Raw genomic sequence first — 24,694 nt, 5'->3', positions numbered from 1 at the left:
CGCGCGTGTGATGTACGTAACATGATCGTTACTGGAAAGTAGCATCCGGCGAGACGTCTTCACAGCCACATCCGAGTAACAAATCGGAACATGTTCTACGAACGGCGGCAGTTTACCGGTGGCGTCCGCGTCGGCCGACCGTTCTCTTGACGTCACCCGCCGATTGCCTGTACCCAGGCATCGGAACGCGTTCTATTCTGGGTGTCTTCTCAACGGGACGGAGTCGTGGACATGCGTGCCGATCTGGCCAGGTCCATCCGGCTGTTCCGCGCGTTCAGAACAGAGCAGGCCAAGCCGGACGCGTACTACACCACCCTCGCCGCCGACACCGCCGCCCAGCTCGCGGACCGCGTGTCCCTGGCCGGCGCCACCGTGCTCGACGTGGGCGGCGGCCCCGGATACTTCGCCGACGCCTTCAGGCGGGCCGGCGCCCGGTGCGTGTGCGTGGACGTCGACGCGGGCGAGCTGACCGGCCAGGGCGTACCGGGCTCCGGCGTGCTGGGCAGCGCCCTGGAGCTGCCGCTGGCCGACGGGTCGGTCGACGTGTGCTTCTCGTCCAACGTGCTGGAACACGTTCCGGACCCGTGGCGGATGGCGGACGAGATGGCCCGGGTCACCCGTGAGGGCGGGCTGATCTTCCTCGCGTACACGAACTGGCTCTCCCCGTGGGGCGGGCACGAGACCTCCCCCTGGCACTACCTGGGCGGCGAGCACGCCGCCCGGCGGTACGCGCGGGTGCACGGCAAGCAGCCCAAGAACCGCTACGGGCACTCGCTCTTCCCCGTCTCCGTCACGCACGGCCTGCGCTGGGCGCGGTCCGCGCGGGACGTCGAGCTGGTCGACGCCTTCCCCCGCTACCTGCCGTGGTGGTGCCGGCCGCTGGTCAAGATCCCCGTCGTCCGGGAGTTCGTCACGTGGAACCTCGTCCTGGTGCTGAGGAAACTCGGGTGACCGCCGCCGCGGGAGCCCCGTCCGCGGAAGGCCCCGCCACCGGGCGGGACTCCGCGCTCGACGGCATCCGGGCCCTGGCCGCGCTCGGCGTCTGGGTCCTGCACGTGGGCGGCAACACCGGGATGATCTACCAGGAGGGCATGTTCGCCTGGATGACGTCCCGGCTCGGCATCGCCGTGCCGATCTTCTTCCTGCTGTCCGGGCTGCTGCTCTACCGGCCGTGGGCCCGCGCCGTGCTGGAGGACGCGCCGTCGCCGCAGGTGGGCCGCTATCTGTGGCGAAGGGCGATGCGCGTGCTGCCCGCCTACTGGCTGGTCACGGCGGTGGCGCTCTGGGCCTGGGGGCAGCTCGACTGGACGGGCTGGCTCAAGTGGCTGCTCCTCCTGCAGAACTACTTCGAGCAGGGGCGGGCGCCCGACGGGCTCTACCAGATGTGGACGATGCCCATCGAGATGGCCTTCTACCTGGTCCTGCCGGCGCTCGCCTGGCTCCTGCACCGGTGGGCGCGCGGCGGCAACCGGCCCGTCAGGCTGCTCGGCGGCATCGCGGTGCTCCCGGTGATCTCGCTGTCCGGCGTGGTCGTCGCGCACGTGCTCGATCAGCCGGAGCTGGCGCTGTGGCTGCCGAACCACCTGATCTTCTTCGCCGCCGGCATGGCGATGGCCGTGCTGTCGGTGTGGATCAAGCGGCGCGACGTGGTCGACGCCCTGGCGCCGCAGCTCCTGGTGCTGGCGCTGCTGGCGTTCGCGGTGCTGAGCACGGAGCTGGCCGGGCCGCGTACCCTCACGCTGCCCAGCCTGTCGCAGTCGCTGTGGCGGATGGTCCTGGAGACGGCGGTGGCGGTGCTGCTGGTGGCCCCGTTCGCGCTGGCCTCCCGGCACGACACGCTGCCGCACCGGGTGCTGGGCAACCCGGTGACCGCCTATCTGGGGCGCATCTCGTACAGCTTCTTCCTGTGGCACGCGCCGGTGATCACGCTCTTCTACAAGATCACCGGTAAGCAGGTGTTCAGCGGCGACTTCGTGGGCGTGGCGGTGCCCACGCTCGTCGGCTCGCTGCTGGTGAGCGCCGTGAGCTACCACCTCGTCGAGGAGAACGCGCTGCGACTCAGCCGCCGGTGGCGGTCAGCACCTCCTGCTCGACCGGAACCTCAGGCTCCGGTGTCGGCTCCGGCGCCGTGACGAGCTGACCGAACAGCGACCCCATCGCCGCGCACGACAGGAGCTGCGGCACCTGGTCGAGCAGCGGATCGACGTCGATGCCCCGGTTGCGCAGGAACACCCCGGCGGCCAGCGCCAACGCCGCCGCGCCGAACAGGCCCGCCGCCGCCCAATGCGTGTGCGGCCGGCGTACCCGCAGCCAGAGGGTGACCACGACGGCGGCGAGCGCCACGAGCATGCCGGGCCAGTTCGCCACCCAGCCGCCGAACGCCAGCCCCAGCACCACGACGTAGGGCACGCGCCAGCGCGACAGCCGCGACTCCGCCGCGGCGGCGGTCTCCTTGACGTGCTCGGGGCGGGGGCCGTGCATCACCAGGGAGAGGAGCGCGAGCAGCGCGATGCCGGCCAGGCCCAGCCCGAGCGCGAGCCGGTAGGGCTGGTCGGGCTCGTACGTCAGCCGCACCGTCCCCGCGGTGCCCGCGGGCAGCTGCCAGCCCTGCTTCCACCCGTCGATCCGGATCGGACGCAGCTGCCGGCCCTCCAGCTCGGCCCGCCAGCCGGTGTTGAAGTTCTCGTTGACCTCGAGGAAGGAGTCCTCGGGCGCGCTCACCCGTACCTCGCGCTCGACGGAGGACCAGGCGCCACGGGCGGCGGAGCTCTCCACGGCCTTGCGCCGGGACGGGAACGCGCCGACCGCGAGGTTCTCCACGGCGAACGGCTCCCAGCCGGCCGCCCGCACCCGGTTGTCCCCGGCCCGCAGCGAGACCCGGCCGCACGCGGTGATCTGCACGGGCCGGCCCTCCAGCAGGTCGGCATAGACGCCGGTGACCTTGGTCTTCACGGCCGCGCCGTTCACCTGGAGGGTCGGGCCCATCCCGCAGGCGAGCCGGAACTCCGGCCCGGCCGGCCGGCTCGCCGGGCTGACGCCGGGGATCACCAGCTCGGTGACCTGGAGCCGGCGCGAGGCCGGGTAGAAGCGCAGCTTCAGCCGCGTCGTGGTGAGCGGCTTGAACCGCACCGTCCCGCCGGCGTCCACCCGGCCGCCGCGGACCTCGCCCTTGGCACCGGTCACGATCACGTCGAGCGCCTGCCGGTCGCCGCCGGGGCGGGCGACCTGGATCCGCGAGACGGTCCGCCTGCCCTTCCAGCCCAGCGTGAGCGTCGGCTCGGCGTCCTCCGGCGAGGGCACCCACGTGGTGGCGGAGTCGGCGTCGAACGCCGACCTCGGCGCGACCACCGCGTCCTTGCTCATCGCCGACGAACCGGTCACCGTGGTCAGGTCGTCGCTCAGCCGGGTGAACCGGTCGACGAGCGCGACGTCCCGCAGCACCGCCGAGCCCCGCAGGGTGGTCTTCCGGCCGGAGTCCAAAGTGAACGTCCGGTCGAACCCGGCGCCCTCCTCACCCGACCTGACCAGCAGCGGGTTGCACACCCAGCGGGCCCAGTTGCGCATGCAGCGCGGCCGCTCGTCCAGCCCGCGGTCCATGACGAAGACGTCCCCGCCCCGGCCCGGCATCCTGATGGTGCGGCCGGGCAGGACCCCGGGGATCGCGATCTCGGTGATGCCGACCCGCTGCACGAAACTCCATTCCGCGTTGTACGTGCCCAGCACCCTGATCCGCACCCAGGTCGTCGGCCCGGCGGGGACGCGGAGCGTCTGGGCGTCGTTGCCCCTGGCGACGTCCTGCACCAGCCGGCCGTTCTCGGTCTCCACCGCCACCTGCCGGACCGACTGGCTGATCAGCAGGTTGTTGGTGAAGGTCACCCGCAGACGGGGGATCTCCCGGGGCTGGCGGAGGTCGATCCGGAGCCATTCGTTCTCCGGCCGCTTCCAGCCGCCGCTCTCCCAGCCGGTGTCCAGGTCGCCGTCCAGCGCGGCCCAGGGGCCGCGGCCTGGGGTGCTGAGGCCGGGCACGGCGTTCGCGTCGGCGACCGAGGAGGAGGCCGTGACGTCCGCGATGCCGTCGTACTCGGCGGTGGCCGTCTCCTCCAGCCAGCCGTCCTCCAGCAGGTCGAGCTCCTTGACGCCGGTGAAGTCGTCGCGCCGGTCCGCGGTCAGGGTGGGCGACCAGTTGGACCTGATCTCGCCGAACTGCCGCTCGCGCAGCCGCAACCCGTCGCTGACCACGGTGGGCAGGCCGGACTCGGCCCCGTCGCCGTTCACCAGCACCGGGCCCTCGCCGAGCAGGCCGAGGTCGCCCATCGTCAGCAGCGAGTCAGGGCCGCCGCGCACCTCCAGCGCGTCCGCGGCGGGCCGCACGCTGACCATGTCGGAGCTGCTCGACACCTCGTACAGCTCCAGCGCCGGGAAGGGCCAGTCCACCGATTCGACGGCGTCGTCGGTGCCGGTGTCGCCCACCTCGCCGCCGAACGAGGTGACCTTGGCGATGCCGGGCGACTCGCGCAGCGCCTGGTAGACGCGTGACGGCCAGGCTCCCTGCAGGTTGGCCCGCATCAGGTCGTTCCTGACGAGCAGGTAGCGCACGCCCATCCTGCGCAGCACCTCGGTCAGCCCCTCCGAGCCGTGGCCCGAGGTGAGCCGCTGGTCGATGACGTCGAGCAGCCTGGTCATGCCCACGGAGCCGGCCGCCGTGACCTGCCGGGCGGTCCAGCGGACGGCGGACAGCGGCTGCAGGGGGTCGTCCATGGGCCGGCCCCACAGGTACTCGCCGAACTTGGCGCCGGGCACGACGAGCACCCCGTCGTCGCCGGCGTTCTGGTTGAGCCACGTCGCGGCCTGCCGCCAGTAGAGCGGCACCTCCTTGAACTCGCCGGGCGGGGCCAGTCCCTGGTTGAAGACCGGCAGCACCAGCGCGGCGAGCGCCGCCACGGCGACCGACCGGATGGGCAGCCGCGCCCGGGCCGTCACGTGGGCCAGCAGGTGGGCCAGGCCGAGCGCCAGCGCCAGCCGGACGAGAGGGTCGAACTTGCGCAGGTTGCGCAGCGGCGCGAGCGGCCCGTCGAGCAGCCAGCGCACGGGCTCGGCGACGACCGGCTCCAGCGCGCTCATGTGCCCGGCGACCAGCGCCGCCGTACCGATCAGGAACAGGGTGACGACGAACCCCTTGGCGGGCAGGTCGCGCCGGGCCAGCCCGGCCAGGCCGAGCGCGGCGAGCAGGCCGGTGACCGCGACCATGGCGGCCGCGGTGGCGATCTCGTACCCGGGCGGCTGCGTGGCGACGCCGTTGACGGTCAGGTAGCGCACCCAGTCGGAGGCGCCGCGCAGCACGTTCGTCAGCGAGGTGACCTGCGTGGTGGTGGAGGCGGTCTCGGTGTACGGCAGGAAGGAGAACGCGTAGCGGCCCACCAGGAGCAGCGGCAGCCACCAGAACAGCGTGGCCACCGACACCGTGCCGGTCCACCAGGCGAGCAGCCGCCAGCGGGGCACCGGGCGCGGCCGGGTGAGGATGTAGAGGACGGGGGCGACCAGCACGGCCAGCACCGCCACCGCGTTCACGCCGCCGCACAGCGCCACGGCCAGCCCGGACCTGATCGCGCCGCGGGCGCGCTGGCCCGTCTCCGCGGCGGTGAGCAGCGGGATCAGGATCCACGGCAGCATCGCCGCGGGCAGCCACTCGATCGAGATCTCGCCGAGGATCGACAGCGTGCGCGGAGCCAGCGCGTACGCCAGCGCGGCGGCGATCGCCGTGCCGTGCCCGCCGATGCCGAGCTGCCTGGCCAGCCGCTCCACGCCCAGGAAGGCCAGGCAGAGCAGCGCCGTCAGCCAGAGCCGCTGGGTCACCCAGGCGTCCAGCCCGGCCAGCTCGCCGAGCGCGAAGAACGGCCCCATCGGGAACACGTAGCCGGCCGCCTGGTTCTGGAGCTGCCCGAAGTGCTGGAGGTCCCACAGGTGGGCGACGCGCTCCAGCCAGCCGATCGGGTTGAGCGCGAGGTCGAGCTTGGTGTCGGAGATGATGCTGCCGGGCTTGGTGGTGAACGACAGCACGGCGAAGCCGAGACAGCAGATCGCCAGCCAGAGCCGATGCCTCGCCCGCTCGGTCACCGTTCCTCCCACTGCAGGACGGCAGGTGCGGCAGGTGCGTCGGGGGCGTCGGCGGGACGGCGGATGAGGGCGGAGAGCCGCGCGGCGCTGCCGTCCCAGGAGAAATGAGCCGCCCATTCCCGACATTTAGCGCTATAGGTGTCCGGGGCCGCCCTGAGCTCGTCGATGGCCGCGGTGATGCCCTTGGCCAGGTCCCCGCCGTCGGGCAGCAGCCAGCCGGTCTCGCCGGGCCGTACCGCGTCGCGCAGCCCGTCCACGTCGTACGCCACCGTCGGCACCCCCAACGCGGCCGCCTCCAGCACGCACAGCCCCCACCCCTCGCCCTGAGAGGTGTTGACCTGCAGCCAGGCGGCGGAGACCAGCCGCTCCTTGTCCTCCTCCGACAGGTAGCCGTGCAGGACGACGCCCTCGGGCGCCGCGGCGCGCAGCCGCGCCTCCTCAGGCCCCCTGCCGATGACGTCCACGACCAGGTCCGGCCAGCGCTTCCTGAGCTCGGGCACGGCCTCCAGCAGCAGTTCCACCCGCTTGTGCGCGACGAGCCTGCCGACGCTCACGAGCCGCGGCCGCCGGCCCCGCGCGGCGCTCTCGCGCGGCGCCCGCAGCCGGCCGGGCACCCCGTTCGGGACGAGGTGGATGGGCCCGCGCCAGCCGAGCCGCTCCCGCATGGCGAGCACGGTCGACGGCGAGACGGCCACGCACTCGCGCCCCCGGTACGCCCACCGCGACACCGGCCCCTCCAGGAACCGGCCGAGCGCGGCGAGCCACCACGGCAGGTGCACGTCGAACTGCCGGTCGTGCACGTGGTGCACCACGCACAACACCCTGGTACGCCGCCGCACGACCAGCGGCGTGAAGAACGGGATGCCGTTCTGGCAGTCGAGGACCACGTCGAACCGGTTGCGCCGGCCCAACATCCAGAGCAGCACCAGGGGGTAGACGGTGAACGACCCGCCCATGCGGACCAGCCGCACCCCTTCGACGGTCTCCTCGCGGGCCTGCCCGGGGGCGCGGGCCGTGACGAACCACACCCGGTCCCCGTCGGCCGCGAAGCGCCGGGCCAGTTCCCAGGCGTAGACCTCGGCGCCCCCCGCGGCGGGATGCCACGGGTCGCGCCAGTTGACGATGGCGATGTTCACGGATATCCGAGGGAGTCCAACGGTTGCTTCACCCTGAGCGCACCGCGCGACTCCGCGCGAAGCCGCGCCCAGATCCGGCAGAGCTCCACGAGGATGCCGAGACTGTGCCGAGCCGGGGAGAAACGCGAGCCGGGCATGTCATGCCACGTCACCGGGATCTCCAGGACCGAGGCGCCGTCGGCGACGCAGCGCGCGAGCAGCTCGACGTCGAAGGCGAAGCCGTCGGTCCGCAGCCGGGCGGCCATCTCACGGGCGAGCAACCCGTCGAAGAACTTGAACCCGCACTGGGTGTCGCTCACCCCGGGCACGAGCACTCTGGCCAGCGCGCGGAATCCGTACGCGCCCAGCTCGCGGACCGGGCTGTGCCGGTGCTCCACCTCGGCCAGAGGGTGCGCCCGCGAGCCGATGACGATGCGCTCGCCGGAGAGCAGCAGCCCGAAGGCGCGCTCGACGGCCCGCAGATCGGTGGCCATGTCGGCGTCGCAGAAGCCGACGAAGGGCGCGGTGGTCTCCAGCAGTCCGGCGCGCACCGCCGCGCCCTTGCCGGGCGTGGCGCACTCCGCGAGCCGTACCGGGACCGGCTCCTGCGGCCAGGTTCTGACGATCTCCGCAGTGCCATCAGTGCTGGCGTTGTCCACGACGATGACAGCTGTCGGGAACGGAAGGCGGGCAAGCTTCGCGCACAGCTGCAGGAGCCCCCCAGGAAGTCGCCGTTCCTCGTTGTACGCGGGAACGATGATCTCAAGCAGTGTCGGTCGGCTCGTCCTCTCGTTCCCTCGACGGGAGGGCGGCATGGCACGTGTTACCGGTCGCCGTAGTTATAGAGCGGCCGATTGACCGGTGTCGCCGTGGCACCGGTGAGTGACACGGTCGTGACGGTCGCCACCAGTGCGGCTAGGGCGACGCCAATGATCGCTGCTAAGAGGATCTTTATCACCGGGGATTCCTCCTTTGAGGCGGCAATGACCCGGGCGCACCCAACTTAGAACCAATTCTCCTTACTCGCTAGTAGTAAGACTGAAATTTCACAAAGTCGCCGATCAAGTGGGGTGATCGTTCCCAGAAAGCGCTTGAAATCTGTACAACCGCAGCTCAGGCCCGTCGACCACCAGAGAGGCCCCCTGGGTCCACCGGGCGAACCGGGCACGCTCCTCGACCGTCCCCGCATCCACCAGAACGTATCGGAAGCCCGCTGCGGCCAGGTCTGGTGAAGATCCATCTAGTACGCGTTCCACCTCGCGCACCCGGCGGTCCTCGGCCGCGACGACCATGCTGCCGACCCGTACGGAGTCGTTGGCCACCACCTCGCGCCCCGGCGCGGCGAAGAAGCGCTGGGCCGGGTCGAGCACCGCCCGCCCGCCGTTCCACGGGAACCTGCGGTAAGACTCGAACGGTAGCACCAGGACGTCCCCCGGCGCCGCGTCCGCCAGGATCGCCGCCCTGGCCTCGTACCAGCCCCGCGGATAGTCCACCGCCTCCAGCCGGCCGAACGCCCCCCAGGCCAGCGTCGGCAGCACCGCCACCGGCGCCAGCACCAGGAGCGACACCCCGTACGGCACCAGGCGGCCGCCCTCGGCGGCGGCCCGCGCGGCGAGCAGGCCGAGCCCCACGGCGGCCAGCAGGGCGAGCGGCGCCACGAACTGCTGCGCGTCACGCAGCACCCCGAACCCGCCCCACAGCTCCACCAGCCACCTGAGTGCCGCCCGGCCGGCGGCGGTGACGCCCAGGCAGGCGATCGCGAACCCGATGGCCGCCGCCACGGCGAGCCCCGCCCGGCCGGGCAGGTCCCGGGCGCGCGTGACCGCCGCGATCCCGGCGACCACCAGCACGAGCCTGGCCACGGCGGCGAGCGGTGCGTCGTAGCCGGCGGGCACCGCGCCGGCGTTCCAGATCCCGCCGAGCGACAGCAGGCTCACCACCGTGCCGAAAGGGCCGTCCGCCCGGGCGGCGAACGCGTCCACGCCCACGCCGTCCCCGTTCAGCGCCTCCGGCCGGGCCAGCGCGGGCACCAGCCAGGGCAGGCTGAACGCCAGGACGAGGCCCGCCGCCCGCGCGGCCCTCAGGCCTGACCGCTCGCCGCTGTGTTCGATGGTCGCGCTCACTTGGCCCTCGCTGGTCACGCGAGCTACCGCTCTCGGGCCTGAGCGTTCGCCGCTCCGCCGGCCGTACCAGGCGGAGGGGATGACGGTGATCGCGGTGACGGCCATCGCGGCGAACCCGCCCACCGCGGCCGGCACCATCGCCACGGCCACGCGACGATGCGCGCACGCCGCCCGCACCACCCACGGCAAACCGGCGTACCCCAGTAGCAGCGCCCACTGCCCCATCAGCAGCCGCTCGGCGACGTACGGGTTCCACACGTAGAACGCTCCCGCGACCAGCCTGGGCCCCAGCGCGGCCGACGGGACCAGCAGCCCCGCCCCCGCGCAGCCCAGCGCGAACACCCCCAGCAGGATCGTCTTCTGCACCAGCTCCGCGGGGACGACCGAGGCCAGCGCGGTCACGACGGCGTCGCTCGGCACGACCCGCGGCGCCCCGCCGGCCAGCCCGAAGGTGAAGCGCGAGAACCGCGGCTCCGGCACGAACACCATGTCCTGGACGAGGACGAACCCCCACTTCAGCGCGGGCCCCAGGGCGAGACAACCCAGGACGAGACCGAGCAGCGCGCAGGCTGCTCCGGCCCTCCTGGTCTGCGGCATCCCGCTATGACATCACAACCCAGCCACAGACATTCCCGGCATGTCCCCCGATTGTTAGTCTTTCGCCAGATCCAGGTGCTCTCTCGGTGATCACGACACCCCCGAAGGGGGCGGCGCGGGACCGATCCACGCGAGCGACGGGGCCAGAGGGACCGGTGACGACGAGCGAGACGACGGCCGAGAGCCGCCCGCGGACGCGTGGCGCCGAGGGCCGCCCGTGGACGCGCGGCGACGCCGTGCTGGCCGCCGGACTGGTCATGGTGGCCGTCCAGCTGGTCTGGAAGTTCGACCTGGTACGGCGCTCCTACTTCAGGCAGGACGACTTCACCTTCATCGCCCGCGGCCTGGAGCACGGCCTGACCTGGGACTACCTCATGCGGGTGGACTACGGCCACCTCGTGCCCGGGCCGTTCGCGATCCAGTGGGCGCTGGGCCGGCTGGGGGTCTACAACGACGTGCTGGCCCACGCCGTGGCGATGACGCTGCTCGGCGCCGCGGGTCTGGCGCTCCTCCGGCTGCTGCGGCTGCTGTTCGGGCCGCGCCCGGCCATCCTGGTGCCGCTCGCGTTCTACCTGCTGACCCCGATGACGATCTCGTCGCTGTCGTGGTGGGCGGTGTTGATCGAGACGCTGCCGTTCCAGATCGCGCTGCCGATGGCGCTGAGCTCGCACGTGCACTATGCCAGGACCGGCCGCTTCAGGCACGCGCTGGCCGCCGCGGCCTGGACGGCGGTCGCGATGGCCTTCTTCGTGAAGGCGCCGTTCATCCTGGTGCTCGCGCTCGCGCTGAGCGTGGGGTGGCTGCGCCGCCCCCGGCAGTGGCCGGCCTGGGTGCTGTACGCCGGCGTGATCGCGGTCTACGCGGTGATCTTCTTCCGCCAGCTCTTCACATCCGTGCAGCTCACGGACGACACCGTGCAGCCGAGCCTGCCGGACCTGCCGGTCGCGGCCAGGTTCGCCTGGACGCTGCTGTGGGGCTCGCTGGCGCCCAGCACGTTCGGCGGGCCGTGGAAGTGGCTGCCCATCGGGGACGACTACGCCATCGCCGCCACGCCGCCCGCACTGGCCTGGGCCGCGCTCGGGCTGGCGGCCGTGGCCGTGGCGGTCTCGATCCGCTACCGCAGGCGGGCCTGGCTGGCCTGGCTGGTCCTGCTCGCCTACGTGCTGCTCGCCGACGTGGTGCCGGTGCTGATCGGGCGGGTGGAGCAGCTCGGCCCCGACCTGGGCGGCTACGAGCTGCGCTACATCTCCTCCACGTCCATGGTGCTGGCGCTGGTGATCGGCCTGGCGTTCATCCCGCTGCGGGACGAGGAGCGGCCCTGGCTGCGCCCCGCGTCCCGGCTGAGGTTCGCGTGGGTGCCGGTGGCCGCCGCCGTCGCGGCGGGCTCGGTCTGGTCGGTGACGGCCTACGGCCGGCTGCCCCTCGGGCAGCAGGTCAAGAGCTACGTGGAGACGGCACGGGTGGCGCTCAAACGCACGCCGCCCGGCACCGTCATCGTGGACACGTACGTGCCGCCGAAGGTGGTCGTGGCCACGTTCTTCTACGAGTACGCGCTGACGTCCAAGGTGCTCGGCCCCATCGCCGCGCGCCCGGTCACCTGGACCGGTCGGCTGAACGGGCCGGTCAGCGGCCCGCTCGTCTTCGACGAGCAGGGCCGCCTGCGCCCGGTGTCCATCGAGGGCGCCGTCGTCCCCGGGCGGTCCCCCTGCACGCGAGTGGGCCCGGCGGAGGTCCGGTTCCGCCTTCCCCTGTCCCTGCCCAAGGGGACCTGGACGGCGCAGATCGGCTACCTGAACCCGGTGGAGACCACGCTGTCCGTACGGCTCGGGGGGCCCGAGACGCGGGTGCCCGCGGGCAAGGACCTGGGCTCGACGTACGCGGCCGTCGAGGGCGGCGGGACCGACCTGGTGCTGCGCACCCTGGACGGCCGGTCCGCCTGCGTCGGCGAGATCAGGGTCGGCATCCCCAGACCCGCCGTGAACGCCACCGCCGTCCCCCCGCAGCCCGTGGGGGGATGACGCTCACTTTCCGGGCTCGGGGTCCCTGGGCAGGCCCAGCATGCGCTCGCCGATGATGTTGAGCTGCACCTCCGTGGTGCCGCCGTAGATGGTCATCGCCCTGGTGGCGAGCACCGCACGGTTCCAGTAGCCCGGGTCGCCGAGCTTCATGTCGGCCCCCACGACCGCCGCCGGACCCAGCAGATCCACCGCCGTCTCGGAGACATGCTGGGCGTGGGAGGTGGACAGCAGCTTGCGCACGGACGCGTCCGCGCCCGGCTCGGCCCCGGCGAGCTGCTTGAGCGTGACCCGCAGCGACAGCGCGTTGATCGAGTGGCCCTCGCAGGCCACCGCGGCCACCTGCTGCGCCTCGGCCGGCGTCAGCTCGCGGCCGAGGCGTCCGATCAGGCCCAGCAGGTCGGGTACGGACGCTCCGGTGCCGCCGGAGCCGGACGACAGCGAGACGCGCTCGTTCGAGAGCGTGTTGCGGGCGACCTTCCAGCCGTCGCCGACCTCGCCCACGACCAGGTCGTCGGGGACGAAGACGTCGTCGAGGAAGACCTCGTTGAACAGGTTCTCGCCGGTCATCTCGGTCAGCGGCCGGACCGTGACGCCCGGGGACTTCATGTCCACCAGGAAGTACGTGATGCCCTGGTGCTTGGAGCCCTCGCTGGAGTTGCGGGCGATGCAGATGCCCCACTCGGCCACGTGGGCGACGGAGGTCCAGATCTTCTGCCCGTTCAGCTTCCAGCCGCCCTCGACCTGCTCCGCCTTCATCTGCAGCGAGGCCAGGTCGGAGCCTGCGCCGGGCTCGGAGAACAGCTGGCACCAGATCATCTCGCCGCTGAGCGTCTTGGGCAGGAAGCGCTCCTGCTGCTCCTGGGTGCCGTACGCGGCGACGGACGGCACCACCCACGCACCGATGATCATCGCGGGCAGCTTGACCTTGGCGGCCTTGAGCTCCTGGGCGATCAGCACCTGCTCCAGCGGCCTGGCGTCGCGGCCCCACGGCCTGGCCAGGTGCGGCATGACGAAGCCACGGTCGGCCAGTGCCCGCTTCTGCTCCTTGCCCTCCAACCGGGCGATCTCCGCGATCTCGGCCCGGATCGACTCGCGCAGTGCCTCGGCGTCCTCGGGCAGGTCGATCTGCATCTCGCGGGCGACGCCCTGCAGGGCCAGCTCGGTCACCTTGGCCGCCCACTCCGACGAGGAGCCGAGCAGGGCGCGCAGGGTGAGCGCGCGGCGGTAGTAGAGGTGGGCGTCGTGCTCGAAGGTGTAGCCGATGCCGCCGAAGGTCTGGATGGCGTCCTTGGCGCACTGCACGGCGGCGTCGGGAGCCATCACGCCGGCGATGGCGGCGGCGTACTCCAGTTCTCTCCCGTCGGCCCTGGTGGCGTCCCAGACCGTCGCGCGCGCCTGCTCCAGCGCGACCAGCATGCGGGAGAGCTTGTGCTTGATGCCCTGGAACTGGCCGATCGGGCGGCCGAACTGCACGCGTACCTTGGCGTACTCGGCGGCGGCCGTGACGCACCACGAGGCCAGGCCCGCGGCCTCGGCGCCGAGCAGGATCGCGGCCAGGTTCAGCACGTCGGGGCGCTGGACGCCGCCCAGGATGCCCTCTGCGGGCACCACCAGCTCCGACAGCTCCACCTTGGCCACCGGCCTGGTCAGGTCGAGCGACTTGACCTCGGTGACGGTGACCGCGGAGGCGTCGACGAGGATCCACTCCTCGCCGTCGTCCGTGGCGACCGGCAGCACGAGCGCGTCGGCCAGCGAACCGCCGAGCACGGGGTCGGCCGTGCCGGAGACGACCAGGGAGCCGTCCTCGGTGCGGGTGCCGGTCAGCGAGCCGGTCAGGGCGACGGCGCCGGTGAGGGTGCCGTCGGCGAACGACTCGAGGTGCTCCGGGCGCTTGGAGGCGTTGATCACGGCACTGGCCAGCACGGTCGGCAGGTAGGGCCCGGGGGCCATGCGCTCGGCCAGCGCCTCGATGGCCACGGCCGTCTCCAGCAGCCCGTAGCCGGAGCCGCCGTACTCCTCGGGCACGTGCAGGCCGAGCAGCCCCTGCTCGGCGAGGCCCGCCCAGAACGGCGGACGCCCGTCCGTCCCGGCGCGCAGCAGCTCGGACGGGATGTTCCGCTCGGCCCAGCCGCTCACCGACTCACGGAGCGCCTCGTGCTCCTCGCTCAACCCGATCGCCATGCTCATCCTCCATGCCAGGTCCGACCCATACCTAGAACCATATTCTAGAGGATGCTTCTGGCCTAGAGCGGTCGAACCCGTTGGACGAGGGTGTTGATGTCCGCCCAGCGCTTCTTGTTCGTCTCGGGGATGGAGGCCAGGAGCATCGCGGGCTTGGTCTTGCCCACCTCGACGACCGTCACCATGGCCTGGGCGACCTGCTGCTTGCCGTTGAAGGTGTAGGTGACCTGGTAGCCGAGCGTCCAGCCCTTGCCGACCGGGATCTTCCGGGAGGCGGTCCAGGCGAGCGTGGCGCCCGCGGGGTACTGCGTGCGGAGCGACCAGCGGGCGGCCTGGGTGGCCAGCTCGCGGTAGTCGGCGTCCTTGGAGGGCTTCGTCGTGGGCGAGTCACCCGGGAACATGGCCGAGGCGACCACCGTGTGCGGGACGGCCACCTTGCCGATGCGCTGCGCGATGGAGAACGGCGGGAACGACTTGGCCTTCCACGGCGTGGCCAGCCTGGGGTAGGTGATCCCGGTGTTCTTGTCGCTGATGAGGCCGGTGACCACGGACGCGGTGCCCGACAGGGTCGGGTACGCCTTGCTCTTCGGCACCGGCGGCAGCGCGATCGGGGTCTCGGTGGCGCTCGGGGCGGCCGAAGCCGAAGCGGCGCCGGAGCTCGGCACGGGGGCGACCGGGGCCACCCGCTCGGCCGGCTGCTTGTTGGTGGGCACGTCGCCGGAGAAGACCACGAAGATCAGGAACACGGCGAGGACGGTGACAAGGATCGCACCCAGGAGATAGACGACCTTGATCGGAATGTCACCGATGCCGCGCCTCGGCGGCTTGGGGATGGGCGGCAGCGGGGGCATCGGGGCCTGGTACGCCGGAGGCGGCGCGAGCGGGGGCTGCGGGATCGGGCCGGGACCGCCTCGATTGATGGGGTGCTGCTGGGGAGGCGCCTGCTGGGGAGGGTTCTGCTGCACCGGCGGGTTGCCTGCCGGGGGCCTGAGAGGGACGGACGGACCCGCCGCCGGCGGGCGGGGGATCTTGACCGTCTCCTCGGCAGGCAGGACGACCTTGCGGAACGGAGTGGTGGGTGAATCGTATGAAGGTCTCTTGTCGCCGACGTCCGCCATGGCCTTGAGGTTACGTCACAAGAGAGCTGGATAATTCCTTCAATACCCCTGCAGAATCTAATTCTGTAAGGTCTGCGAACATGAGGGGTTTTTACGAGATCGCAGCCCATGACCCTGAACGTCCCGCGCTCCTCGGTGACACCGGCGCCACTTACGGTGAACTTCTCGCCCGGGTGAACCAGGTCTCCAACGGTCTGACGGCACGCGGAGTCGCCCCCGGAGACCGCGTCGTCACCGTGCTGAAGAACGGGCTCGACGCCCTCACCATGATGCTCGCGACGTACCAGACCGGCGCCTACCTCGTGCCCGTCAACTGGCATTTCACCGCCGAGGAGATCGACTACATCGTGGCCGACTGCGGGGCCGAGGTGGTGATCTCGCCGGACGCCCGCACGGTCGCCGAGCTCGCCGACGGGCAGCCCGCCACCGCACCCCCGCACCGGCGGGCTGGATCCATGATGCTCTACACCTCCGGGACGACGGGACGGCCGAAAGGAGTACGTCGGCGGCTGCTGGACCTGACGCCGGAGGAGCTGTACCCGATCCTCATGCGCAAGAGCTGGCGCCACTTCGGGCTGCCTTTCGGCGGGGTGCACCTGGTGTGCTCGCAGCTCTACCACTCGGCGCCGTACGGGCAGGCCATGATGGCGCTGCAGTCGGGGCACGCGATCGTGGCGCCGGAGCGGTTCGAGGCCGTCGAGGCGCTACGGCTGATCGAGCGGCATCGGGTGACGAACGCGTTCATGGTGCCCACGATGTTCCACCGGCTGCTGGGGGTGCCGGATCGGGAGTCGTACGACCTGTCGTCCCTCACCCACCTCTACCACGGGGCGGCCCCGTGCCCGCCGGCCACCAAGCAGGCGATGATCGACTGGCTCGGGCCTGTGCTGTGGGAGTACTACGGCTCCACCGAGGCGGCCGTGGCGACCATGGTGTCCTCGCAGGAGTGGCTGGCCAGGCCGGGCACGGTCGGCAGGGCGCTGGACGGGATGTCGTTCACGATCGTCGGGGAGGACGGCCAGGAGATGGGGCCGGGCTCGCCGGGGCTGGTCTACATCGGCGGGATCAACCGGTTCGAGTACCACCGCGACCCGGACAAGACGGCGGCGGCGATGCGCGGCCAGGCGTACACACCTGGGGACATCGGCTACCTCGACGACGACGGTTACCTGTTCCTGCTGGACCGGCGGACCGACCTGATCATCTCCGGCGGGGTCAACATCTACCCGGCCGAGATCGAGGCGGCGCTGCTCGAACACCCGGCCGTCGCGGACGTGGCCGTGATCGGCGTACCGGACCCGGAGTGGGGGCACAAGGTCGTGGCGCTCGTGCAGCCGGCGGCCGGCACGGTGGCCGGGGACGAACTCACGGCGGAGCTGCTGCGGCACTGCGCTCCCCGGCTGGCCAAGCTCAAGCATCCCCGGGTGATCGAGTACCGGGAGTCGCTGCCGCGCACGCCGACCGGCAAGCTGAGCAGGCACAACGTACGGGAAGCGTATCTTTCGGGCTGAGCTGGGAAGAGTCCTGCCATGAGGGGGATCGTCGCGATACTGGCCACTGCTTTCGTGCTGCTGCTCGCGGGCTGCGCGCCTCCCACCACTTCCAGTGCCACACCGTCGCCCGCGACTCCGCACAGCTCGCCGTCGGCCTCCCCCTCACCGCTGTCGCTGCACTCGCTGGAGTCGGCGTACGAGGACGTCATCGCCGACGTCCTGCCGTCCATCGTCCAGATCACCACCAGGGTCGGGCTCGGGTCCGGCATCGTGCTCGACACCGCGGGACACATCGTCACCAACGCTCACGTCGTCGGCCAGGCCACCAAGATGGAGGTCACGATCGCCACCGGCGGCCCTGCGCGCTCGGCCAGGCTCGTCAAGTCCTTCAACGCGGGTGACCTGGCGGTCATCAAGGTGGACAACCCGAACGGGCTGCGGCCCGCGCGGTTCGGGGACTCGTCCAAGCTGCGGGTCGGGCAGATCGTGCTCGCCATGGGCAACCCGCTGGGCCTGTCGGGCAGCGTGACGAACGGGATCGTCTCGGCTCTCGGCCGTACCGTCTCCGAGCCTCAGGAGGCGGGCTCCCCCGGGGCCACGATCGCCGGCGCCATCCAGACCTCGGCCGCCATCAACCCGGGCAACAGCGGCGGAGCGCTCGTGGACCTGTCGGGCAACGTGATCGGCATCCCCACGCTCGCGGCCACCGACCCCGAACTGGGCGGGGGCGCCGCACCGGGCATCGGGTTCGCGATCCCGAGCAACACCGCCAGGGACATCGCCACCCAGATCGTCAAGTACGGCAAGGTCACCAACAGCCACCGGGCCGCGCTCGGCATCCAGGGCAGCACGGTGATCAGCACGGAGGGGCAGCCGATCGGGGTGGGCGTCATCCGGGTGGAGCCGGGCAGCGGGGCGGAGAAGGCGGGGATCAAGGCCGGTGACGTGGTGGTCTCGATCAACGACAAGAACACGCCGACGATGGCGTCCCTCGCGGAGGCCATCGCCGCCCTCAGGCCCGGCGACAAGGCCAAGGTCGGCGTCCAACGCTCCGACGGCACCACAACCACGGTCACCGTCACCCTGGGCCAGCTCCGCACCGAGTGACACCCCGCAGACGGCACCCCTTGCGCCGATCACCACCTCGCCGCACCGGCGCTCAAAGGGAACCCGCGTGCGGGCAACGCCCCCACCGCCCGCCGCGAGGCCCTCAGCCCGACGGGCGGGGCCCAAGGGACCGCATGCCGGAGGCGCCGCCGCCCACGGGCGGGCCCTGGAGGACCTCAGCCGGAGTGCGGCCGTCGGTCCGTCCGAGGGACCTCAGGGGGTCACTGCTTGGCGGTGAAGACGATCTCGACCCGCCGGTTCTGCGCCCGGTTCTTCGCGACCGGCTTCCCGCCCACCACGTTGGGCCGCCGCGGCCGGCTCTCGCCGTACCCCCGCGCCTCCAGGCTCACCCCCGCCCCCGTGAGCAGCCCGCGCATGGCCGTCTCCACGGCCTGCGCCCGCCGCCGCGACAGCGCGAGGTTGTACGAGTCGCTCCCCTGATCGTCCGTGTGCCCCTCGACCCTGACCGCCCCGCCCGCCCCGTCGGCGTTCACCTTCGCGGCCACCTCCTGCAGCCGCTGCCTCGCCTTCGCGGTCAGCCGCCACTTGTCCAGCGCGAACAGCACGTCACTCGTGAGCGAGACCGTCACCTGGCGCCCCTGCTTGGTCTCGCTCTCGGTGCCGTCCAGCGACTCGACCTCGCCGATGATGTCCTCGACGGGCAGCACCAGGTCCTCCACCGCGCCCACGGCGTCGGACGGCGCGCCGGGCGCGGGGGTGGGCGACAGGACGAGGGCCAGTGCGACGCTAAGAGATCGGAACATCGGTGAGCACGCCGATCATGGGCATCTCAATGTTGATCTTCGTGACGTCCGCGGGAGGCGCCGCGAAGACCGCGTACAGCGTGGAGGCCTCCCCCTTGTCCAGGAACTGGCCCTGGGTGCCGGAGCAGACGCACTTCGCGTTCTCGTCGGTGCCGTTGCGGGCCACGCGGTAGCGCTTGGCGTTCACCGGGTCGATCAGGGAGACGCCCGAGACCGTGAAGTCGAGCGGGGCCGTGCCCAGGCCGTTGTGGACGTTGATCTTGCCGTCGAGCGCGGTGATCGTCCAGTTGAGGCTGAGGGTCCTGCCCTGGCGCTTGAGCGCGGTGATGTCGACGCGGGCCTTGCCGTGCTCCCCGGCCCCGTACACGTCGGCCTCGCGGCTGGCGATCACCCTGGTCTCCTGCGGGGGCGCCGCTTGCGCCGTGGCGGTGGCCGGGGGTTCGGTGGTGGTTTCCGCGACGGTCTGGGGCTGCTTCTCCTCGCCGCCGCCGCCGACCTGCCACCCCGGGAGCGCACCGCAACCGGCCAGCGCGACCGCCGCGACAGCCAGCGCGATCGTCTTTCGCATTCTGAGATCACCTTCGTTGTCGGGGATGTGGCTCTCACCGTAGGGAGGCGGCGTTCAGGATCCGCATAGTCCGCTATATCCGCCGGCCACGCCGTCTACGGGCCTCCTGCGCGAGCCGGTCGGCCTCGGCTCTGCCCTGCTCGTCACCGAGGCGGTCAAACTCTCCCATAGCACGCGTAAGCGCCTCAACCGCATCGTCAATGTCGTCGAGGTCCAGCGCGGCCCGGGCGAGCGCCATAAGGGCCTGCGCGGCACCCCGGCGGTCCCCGTACGAGACGAACGTCTCCAGCGCTTCCCTCGCGGAGCCGGCCGCGGCTCCTGGCGCGCCTTCCGCCCTGGCGACCTCGGCCAGTACGAGCAGCGCCCCCGCCTCGGGCAGCCGGTCGCCCAGGCGGCGGTTGATCCGCAGCCGCCGCTCCACGCACCCGCGGGCCTCGGCGAGCCTGCCCCCGCCCAGGTGCAGCCTGCCCAGGTCGAGCAGCGCCTCCGCCTCGCCACGCGGGTCGCCGAGGTCCTGGTACGCGCTCAGGCTCTCGTTGAGCCGGCCCTCGTCCCTGCGCAACGCGCCCAGCGCCCGTAAGGCATCGGCCCGCCCGCGCCGGTCGCCCGCCTCCTCGAAGACCCGCAGGGCCCGTACGAACGCCTGCTCCGCCTCCGCCGGGCGGGCCTGGACCAGGCCGAGCCGGAGTGTGACCCTGGCCAGCTCCAGCCCTTCCACCAGCGGCTGGGCCGCCCGCAGCGCCGCGGCCGCCGACTCGGTGCGCCCTTCGGCTCGGTGCAGGTCGGCCAGGCCGCGCAGCAGGAGCGCCTCGCCGTGCCGGTGACCCGCCGCCCTGGCCGCGTCCAGCCCGGTCGCCGTGGTGGCGTGCCAGTCATCGTGGTGCGCGCCCAGTTCGAACAGCGGGGTGAGGTAGAAGGCCAGCCGCCAGGCGGCCTCGTACAGGCCCACGCGGTAGAAGTCCCCGACGGCCGCCACCAGGAAGCGGCGTTCGGCGCTCAGCCAGCGTGCCTCGTGCCGCAGCCAGCCGGTCTCCAAAGGCCCCGTGCCGGGCAGGTGGACCTCGGTGCGCCCGGTGCCGGGTTCGGCGGGCAGGAGGGAGGCCCTGGCCTGCCGGGTCCGTTCGAGGATCGCGCCCGAGATGACCGCCAGCACGCGTTCCGGGCCGCCTTCCTCCTCGGCGAGGCGTTCGGCGGCGTAGAGCCGGGTCAGGTCGTGCCAGCCGTACCGTTCCTGGCCGGCCTCGTCCAGGCCGCGCGACTGCAGCAGCCCGGCCTCCGCGAGCGGCTCCAGGTCCGTGCCGAACACCCACGACGCGAAGTCGGGCGCCGACAGCGCGCCGAGCCCGCGCAGCAGCCGCCGTTCCGGGTCCGCCAGGCCCCGGTAGCCGAGCGCGAGGCTGCCCCGCACGGCGAGGTCGCCCGCGCTGAGCTCGTCGAGCCTGCGCCGTTCGTCCCCCAGGCGGCCCGCCAGGTGGTCGAGCGTCCAGCCCGGTTTCCTGGCCAGCCGGGAGCCGGCGATGCGCAGGGCCAGGGGCAGGTGGCCGCAGAGCCGTACGATGCGCAGAGCCGCCTCGGGCTCGGCCCGCACCCGCTCGTGCCCGGCCACCTCACCGAGCATCGCCACCGCCTCGTCCCCGTCGAGCACCCCCATCTCGTACGCCCGCGCCGCCTCCAGCCCCGCCAGCGGCGACCGGCTGGTCACCAGGGTGAGGCTGCCGGGACCGGTCGGCAGCAACGGACGCACCTGGGCCTCGTCGGCGGCGTCGTCCAGCACGACGAGCAGCCGCTTGCGTGCCGTCATGCTCCGGTAGAGCCGCACCCGCTCGTCGAGCGCCGGCGGGACCGCGCCGTCCGGGCAGCCCAGCGAGCGCAGCAGGTCCTCCAGCACGGCACCGGGCGGCCGGGCGCCGAGCGAGGCGTAGAGCCGGCCGTCGGGGCGTTCGAGCCCGGTGGCGGCGTGCACCGCGACGGCCGACTTCCCGCAGCCGGGCGGGCCGTGCAGGACGAGGTGCACGGGGGCGGACACGTGCTCGCGGGCCGTCCGGACGATCCACTCGAGTACGGGCGATCGGCCGACAAAATCGGAAATGTCGGGTGGCAGCTCGTCGACCGGGGCGCGATCGCCGACAGCTGTCGAAGGGCGGTCCTCGCCGGCCAGGACCCGCTGGTGAGCGTCGGCCAGCTCGGCGCCCGGCTCCAGGCCCAGCTCGTCCACCAGCGTCCGGCGCGCGTCCTGGTAGGCCCCGAGCGCCTCCGACCGGCGTCCCGCCTGGTGGAGGGCTTCGATGAGACGCACCCAGGCGCGTTCGCGCAGCGGATGCGCCCCGACCAGCGCCCGCAGCTCCCCGATCACCTCCGCGCCCCGGCCCAGCCGCAGGTCCAGCTCCACCCGCTCCTCCAGCGCGGTCAGGCGCAGCTCCTCCAGCGGTACGCCGTGCGCCCGGCGCAACACGGACGACTCGACGTCGGCCAGCGCCTGCCCCCGCCACAGCGCCAAGGCCGCCCTGAACCCGTCGGCCGCCTCCGCCCCCCGGCCCGCCGCCCGAGCCTGCCGCGCCCCGCCGACCAGCCGCTCGAACCGGTGGCAGTCGACGTCGTCCCGTTCGACGTCGATCAGGTAGCCGCCCGGCACCGTGTGGATGCCGTCCACGAGCTTGCGCAGCGCGCTCACGTACACCCTGAGCACCGACCCCGCCGAGGCCGGCGGCCGGTCGTCCCACACCACGGACATCAGCCGCTCGGCCGGCACCGTCTCACGGGCCGACAGCAGCAGCGCGGCCAGCAACGTGCGGTGCTTGGCCGGCCCCGGCACCTGACCGGCCTCGATCCGCAGCGGCCCGAGCACGCCGAAGCGCACGTTCACGCACCTCTCAGCATCACGTGCCCGCCGGCCTGAGCGCGAAGGAGTCGAAGCGGACGCGGGCGGACCCGGTGGCGCCGGAGGCGGCGTGGACGCCGGACTCGCCGGGGCCGTAGGGCGCGGCGGAGTCGGACGCCTCCGCGACCAGGCGTTCGTTCAGCCACATGCGTAGCGTCACCTTGCCCCTGCTCTCGCCGCACTCCGCAACGACGCGGTTGACGGCCGCGCTCCGCGCGTCCGCCGGGCCGTACAGGGTCGTGCCCCGGGTGCCCGTGCGGCGCTTGACGATCGTGACCTTGCCCGAGCCGCTCACCGCGAACTCGTAACGATCTCCGGAGCGCGCCGAGCCGTGGCACCACACACCGTACTCCCCGCTCCCCTCCGTGAGGGTGGCCTTCGCGCTGACGATCACGCCGCCGTCCGGCTCCTGCCTGGGGGCCGACTTCCACAGCCGCCAGCCCGGCTTGACGGTCAGCTCGTAGCCGGAGCCCGCCGGCCGCGCGCTGCCGCCCTCTGACGAGCCGATCTCCCAGGAGTCGCCGAAATCGGCCTCGTACGGCCAGCTCTGCTGCGACAACGCGGGGACGGTCACGGCGGCGGCGACGGCGAGCACGAGCCCGGCGGCCCCCGCGACCCACCACCACCGCCTCCGCTTCGGCACCGGCATCGGCACCGGCGCTGCAGGCGGCATCTGAGGTGCGGGCCGCACGTCGGCCGTCGTGGTGCCCGTCCAGGTGCGTTCCACCACTTCGGTGGCCGTCGCCAGGCGGGTGCCGCCGACCAGGTCCGCCAGCAGCCGCTGGGCCGTCGGCCGCAGGCGCGGATCCTTGGCCAGCGCCCGCTCCACGACCTGCCTGATCCCCTCGTCGAGCCCGTCCAGCCTGGGCCCCTCCTGCGTGATCCGGTACAGCACCTCGGCGGGCGCCCCGCCCCCGAACGGCAGCCGCCCCGTCCCCGCGAACGCGATCACCCCGCCCCACGCGAACACGTCGGCCGCGGGGGTCAGCGGCTCCCCGCGCACCTGCTCGGGCGCCATGAACGCGGGCGTCCCGAGAATCGCCTGGCTGGCCAGGCTGTCGTGCTCCACGAGCTGGGCGATGCCGAAGTCGATCACCCGGGGGCCGAGCGGCGAGAGCAGCACGTTGGACGGCTTGAGGTCGCGGTGGATCACCCCGGCCCCGTGGATGGCGCTCAGCGCGGTGGCGATGCCCACCGCGAGCGCCTCCAGGTTCCCGCCTGACAGCGGCCCCTGCTCGTTCACGGCCTGCGCCAGGTCGGGCCCCTTGACGTATTCGGTGACGAGGTAGGCGACGTCGCCGTCGATCCCCGCGTCCAGCACGGGCGCGGTGCAGAACCTGGCCACCCGGCGGGCCGCCGCGACCTCCCGGTCGAAGCGCCGCCTGAACGCCGGATCACGGGCCAGCGCCGGATGGATGACCTTGACCGCCGCCAGGCCGCCGGTGGGTGTCGAGGCGAGATGCACCTCGCCCATGCCGCCGCGCCCGAGCAGGCGCCGCAGCGTGTACCCGCCAATGACCTCGTTCATCGCAGACAGACTAGCCAGATCCCGGCATTTCCCTGGATCGGGTCACCCGGCCGCCTGGGTCAGCCGGTAGCGCGACGGCGGGATCCCGTACCGGTCGACGAACGCCTGCCGCAGGGTCTCCGCCGTCCCGAACCCGCACCGCACGGCCACGGACGCCATCGGCAGCGAGGTGGACGCCAGCAGGTGGGCGGCGGCCTCGGTGCGGGCCTGCCGGACATATCGCCCAGGCGTCAGCTGCAGGTGCTGGAGGAAGAGCCTGGTCAGGTGCCGCTCGCTCACCCCCGCCTCGGCCGCCAGCGAGGGCGTGGTGAGGTCTTCGCGCAGGTGGGCGCCGATGTACTCGATGGTCCGCCGGACCAGGTTGTTCGCGGGGGCGGGAGCGCTGACGAACATGCTCATCTGCGCCTGGTCGCCGGGCCGCTGCAGGTAGGTGACCAGGTTGCGGGCCACCGTACGGGCCAGCTCGGGGCCGTTGTCCTCCTCGACGAAGGCGAGCGTGAGGTCGAGGGCGGCGGTGACGCCGGCGGAGGTGGCGACGTTGCCGTCGCGGATGAAGATCGGGTCGGCGTCCACGGCCACCGCGGGATGCCGGGCCGCCAGCTCGTGCGCCAGCTGCCAGTGCGTGGTGGCGCGCCGCCCGTCGAGCAGCCCGGCGGCGGCGAGCACGTACGCGCCCGTGCAGACGGAGGCGACGCGGCGGCTCTCGCGGGCCAGCCTGCGGACGTGGCCGACGATCAGCGGGCTGGCCGCGGCGTCGTCGTGGCCCACCCCGCCGGACACCACCAGCGTGTCGAGCGGCCCGTTGATCCGCTCCAGCGCCAGCTGGGCCTGGACGGTCAGCCCGGTGCCGCAGGTGACGGGATGCCCGCCCGGCGTGGCCACGCGCACCTCGTAGCAGGGTGCCGCGCCGTGCCAGTTGGCCTCCTCCAGCGTCGAGGTGACGCAGGCGACGTCGAGTAACCCCACCGCCTCGTACGCCACGACGACGACCCGTCGTACCTCCATGGTCACGACTGTAGGGCCGAAGGACAGAGAGCCCAAGTTTCCGGACCTCCTCGGCCCACCTCCCTTGGCACGCGGCGGCGCCCCG

Annotated in this window: 16 protein-coding genes; 5 read left to right on the top strand and 11 right to left on the bottom strand. The window is 72.6% G+C overall.

What is annotated here, in order from left to right; all coding sequences use genetic code 11:
* Positions 1–231: 231 nt before the first annotated feature.
* Entirely contained in the window at positions 232–951 is a 720-nt protein-coding gene (locus ACIBI9_RS13865; protein WP_397222353.1) for a methyltransferase domain-containing protein, read from the top strand.
* Positions 948–2,132: an acyltransferase family protein gene (locus ACIBI9_RS13860; RefSeq protein WP_397222352.1), complete on the top strand. Its 1,185-nt coding sequence runs from the start codon at positions 948–950 to the stop codon at positions 2,130–2,132. Before ACIBI9_RS13865 ends, ACIBI9_RS13860 begins: the two co-directional genes overlap by 4 nt.
* Here ACIBI9_RS13860 and ACIBI9_RS13855 read toward each other — a convergent pair.
* The 4 genes from ACIBI9_RS13855 to ACIBI9_RS13840 form a co-directional block, all read right to left on the bottom strand.
* On the bottom strand, positions 2,059–6,114 hold the full coding sequence (locus tag ACIBI9_RS13855; RefSeq protein WP_397222351.1) for an alpha-(1->3)-arabinofuranosyltransferase family protein: 4,056 nt from the start codon (positions 6,112–6,114) through the stop codon (positions 2,059–2,061). The genes ACIBI9_RS13860 and ACIBI9_RS13855 overlap by 74 nt on opposite strands.
* Positions 6,111–7,250 carry a glycosyltransferase family 4 protein gene (locus ACIBI9_RS13850; protein WP_397222350.1) on the bottom strand — a complete coding sequence of 380 codons (1,140 nt, stop codon included), beginning with the start codon at positions 7,248–7,250 and terminating at the stop codon, positions 6,111–6,113. The genes ACIBI9_RS13855 and ACIBI9_RS13850 overlap by 4 nt, the downstream gene beginning before the upstream one ends.
* The gene (locus ACIBI9_RS13845) at positions 7,247–8,044 is read right to left on the bottom strand and encodes a glycosyltransferase (RefSeq protein ID WP_397222349.1); all 798 of its coding nucleotides are present in this window, start codon (positions 8,042–8,044) and stop codon (positions 7,247–7,249) included. Before ACIBI9_RS13845 ends, ACIBI9_RS13850 begins: the two co-directional genes overlap by 4 nt.
* A gap of 246 nt (positions 8,045–8,290) precedes the next feature.
* Entirely contained in the window at positions 8,291–9,949 is a 1,659-nt protein-coding gene (locus tag ACIBI9_RS13840; RefSeq protein ID WP_397222348.1) for a hypothetical protein, read from the bottom strand.
* Between the two features lie 155 nt (positions 9,950–10,104).
* Between ACIBI9_RS13840 and ACIBI9_RS13835 the strand changes: the two genes are divergently transcribed.
* Positions 10,105–11,967 carry a hypothetical protein gene (locus tag ACIBI9_RS13835; RefSeq protein WP_397222347.1) on the top strand — a complete coding sequence of 621 codons (1,863 nt, stop codon included), beginning with the start codon at positions 10,105–10,107 and terminating at the stop codon, positions 11,965–11,967.
* 3 nt (positions 11,968–11,970) lie between these two features.
* Here the strand turns inward: ACIBI9_RS13835 and ACIBI9_RS13830 are convergent, their stop codons facing one another.
* Together ACIBI9_RS13830 and ACIBI9_RS13825 are read right to left on the bottom strand one after the other, a co-directional pair.
* Entirely contained in the window at positions 11,971–14,148 is a 2,178-nt protein-coding gene (locus ACIBI9_RS13830) for an acyl-CoA dehydrogenase (protein WP_397222346.1), read from the bottom strand.
* Between the two features lie 62 nt (positions 14,149–14,210).
* Positions 14,211–15,266: a hypothetical protein gene (locus ACIBI9_RS13825; protein WP_397222345.1), complete on the bottom strand. Its 1,056-nt coding sequence runs from the start codon at positions 15,264–15,266 to the stop codon at positions 14,211–14,213.
* An 80-nt stretch (positions 15,267–15,346) separates the two neighbouring features.
* On the opposite strand from ACIBI9_RS13825, the gene ACIBI9_RS13820 reads away from it, so the two are divergent.
* Together ACIBI9_RS13820 and ACIBI9_RS13815 are read left to right on the top strand one after the other, a co-directional pair.
* Positions 15,347–16,777, top strand: a complete 1,431-nt coding sequence (locus tag ACIBI9_RS13820) for an AMP-binding protein (RefSeq protein ID WP_397222344.1) — start codon at positions 15,347–15,349, stop codon at positions 16,775–16,777.
* 18 nt (positions 16,778–16,795) lie between these two features.
* The gene (locus ACIBI9_RS13815) at positions 16,796–17,866 is read left to right on the top strand and encodes a S1C family serine protease (protein WP_397222343.1); all 1,071 of its coding nucleotides are present in this window, start codon (positions 16,796–16,798) and stop codon (positions 17,864–17,866) included.
* Between the two features lie 221 nt (positions 17,867–18,087).
* Here the strand turns inward: ACIBI9_RS13815 and ACIBI9_RS13810 are convergent, their stop codons facing one another.
* The 5 genes from ACIBI9_RS13810 to ACIBI9_RS13790 all read right to left on the bottom strand — a co-directional run bounded on the left by ACIBI9_RS13810 (position 18,088) and on the right by ACIBI9_RS13790 (position 24,609).
* The gene (locus ACIBI9_RS13810; protein ID WP_397222342.1) at positions 18,088–18,630 is read right to left on the bottom strand and encodes an OmpA family protein; all 543 of its coding nucleotides are present in this window, start codon (positions 18,628–18,630) and stop codon (positions 18,088–18,090) included.
* Positions 18,614–19,198 (bottom strand): hypothetical protein, encoded by a 585-nt coding sequence (locus tag ACIBI9_RS13805; RefSeq protein WP_397222341.1) that lies wholly within the window; start codon positions 19,196–19,198, stop codon positions 18,614–18,616. Before ACIBI9_RS13805 ends, ACIBI9_RS13810 begins: the two co-directional genes overlap by 17 nt.
* Before the next feature lie 73 nt (positions 19,199–19,271).
* On the bottom strand, positions 19,272–22,061 hold the full coding sequence (locus tag ACIBI9_RS13800) for a BTAD domain-containing putative transcriptional regulator (protein WP_397222340.1): 2,790 nt from the start codon (positions 22,059–22,061) through the stop codon (positions 19,272–19,274).
* 13 nt (positions 22,062–22,074) lie between these two features.
* Entirely contained in the window at positions 22,075–23,604 is a 1,530-nt protein-coding gene (locus ACIBI9_RS13795) for a serine/threonine-protein kinase (RefSeq protein ID WP_397222339.1), read from the bottom strand.
* 42 nt (positions 23,605–23,646) lie between these two features.
* Positions 23,647–24,609 carry a GlxA family transcriptional regulator gene (locus ACIBI9_RS13790; protein ID WP_397222338.1) on the bottom strand — a complete coding sequence of 321 codons (963 nt, stop codon included), beginning with the start codon at positions 24,607–24,609 and terminating at the stop codon, positions 23,647–23,649.
* Positions 24,610–24,694 lie beyond the last annotated feature (85 nt).

This window comes from Nonomuraea sp. NPDC050451 (genome assembly GCF_044458585.1).
This window is presented reverse-complemented; position numbering and strand designations above follow the sequence as displayed.

Excerpts from the sequence above, each read along its gene's own strand:
- ACIBI9_RS13865 (WP_397222353.1), top strand. The coding sequence starts at position 232 with ATGCGTGCCGATCTGGCCAGGTCCATCCGGCTGTTCCGCGCGTTCAGA.
- ACIBI9_RS13845 (WP_397222349.1), bottom strand. The coding sequence starts at position 8,044 with ATGCCGCCCTCCCGTCGAGGGAACGAGAGGACGAGCCGACCGACACTG.
- ACIBI9_RS13840 (WP_397222348.1), bottom strand. The coding sequence starts at position 9,949 with ATGCCGCAGACCAGGAGGGCCGGAGCAGCCTGCGCGCTGCTCGGTCTC.
- ACIBI9_RS13830 (WP_397222346.1), bottom strand. The coding sequence starts at position 14,148 with ATGGCGATCGGGTTGAGCGAGGAGCACGAGGCGCTCCGTGAGTCGGTG.
- ACIBI9_RS13825 (WP_397222345.1), bottom strand. The coding sequence starts at position 15,266 with ATGGCGGACGTCGGCGACAAGAGACCTTCATACGATTCACCCACCACT.
- ACIBI9_RS13820 (WP_397222344.1), top strand. The coding sequence starts at position 15,347 with ATGAGGGGTTTTTACGAGATCGCAGCCCATGACCCTGAACGTCCCGCG.
- ACIBI9_RS13815 (WP_397222343.1), top strand. The coding sequence starts at position 16,796 with ATGAGGGGGATCGTCGCGATACTGGCCACTGCTTTCGTGCTGCTGCTC.
- ACIBI9_RS13810 (WP_397222342.1), bottom strand. The coding sequence starts at position 18,630 with ATGTTCCGATCTCTTAGCGTCGCACTGGCCCTCGTCCTGTCGCCCACC.
- ACIBI9_RS13805 (WP_397222341.1), bottom strand. The coding sequence starts at position 19,198 with ATGCGAAAGACGATCGCGCTGGCTGTCGCGGCGGTCGCGCTGGCCGGT.
- ACIBI9_RS13795 (WP_397222339.1), bottom strand. The coding sequence starts at position 23,604 with ATGAACGAGGTCATTGGCGGGTACACGCTGCGGCGCCTGCTCGGGCGC.
- ACIBI9_RS13790 (WP_397222338.1), bottom strand. The coding sequence starts at position 24,609 with ATGGAGGTACGACGGGTCGTCGTCGTGGCGTACGAGGCGGTGGGGTTA.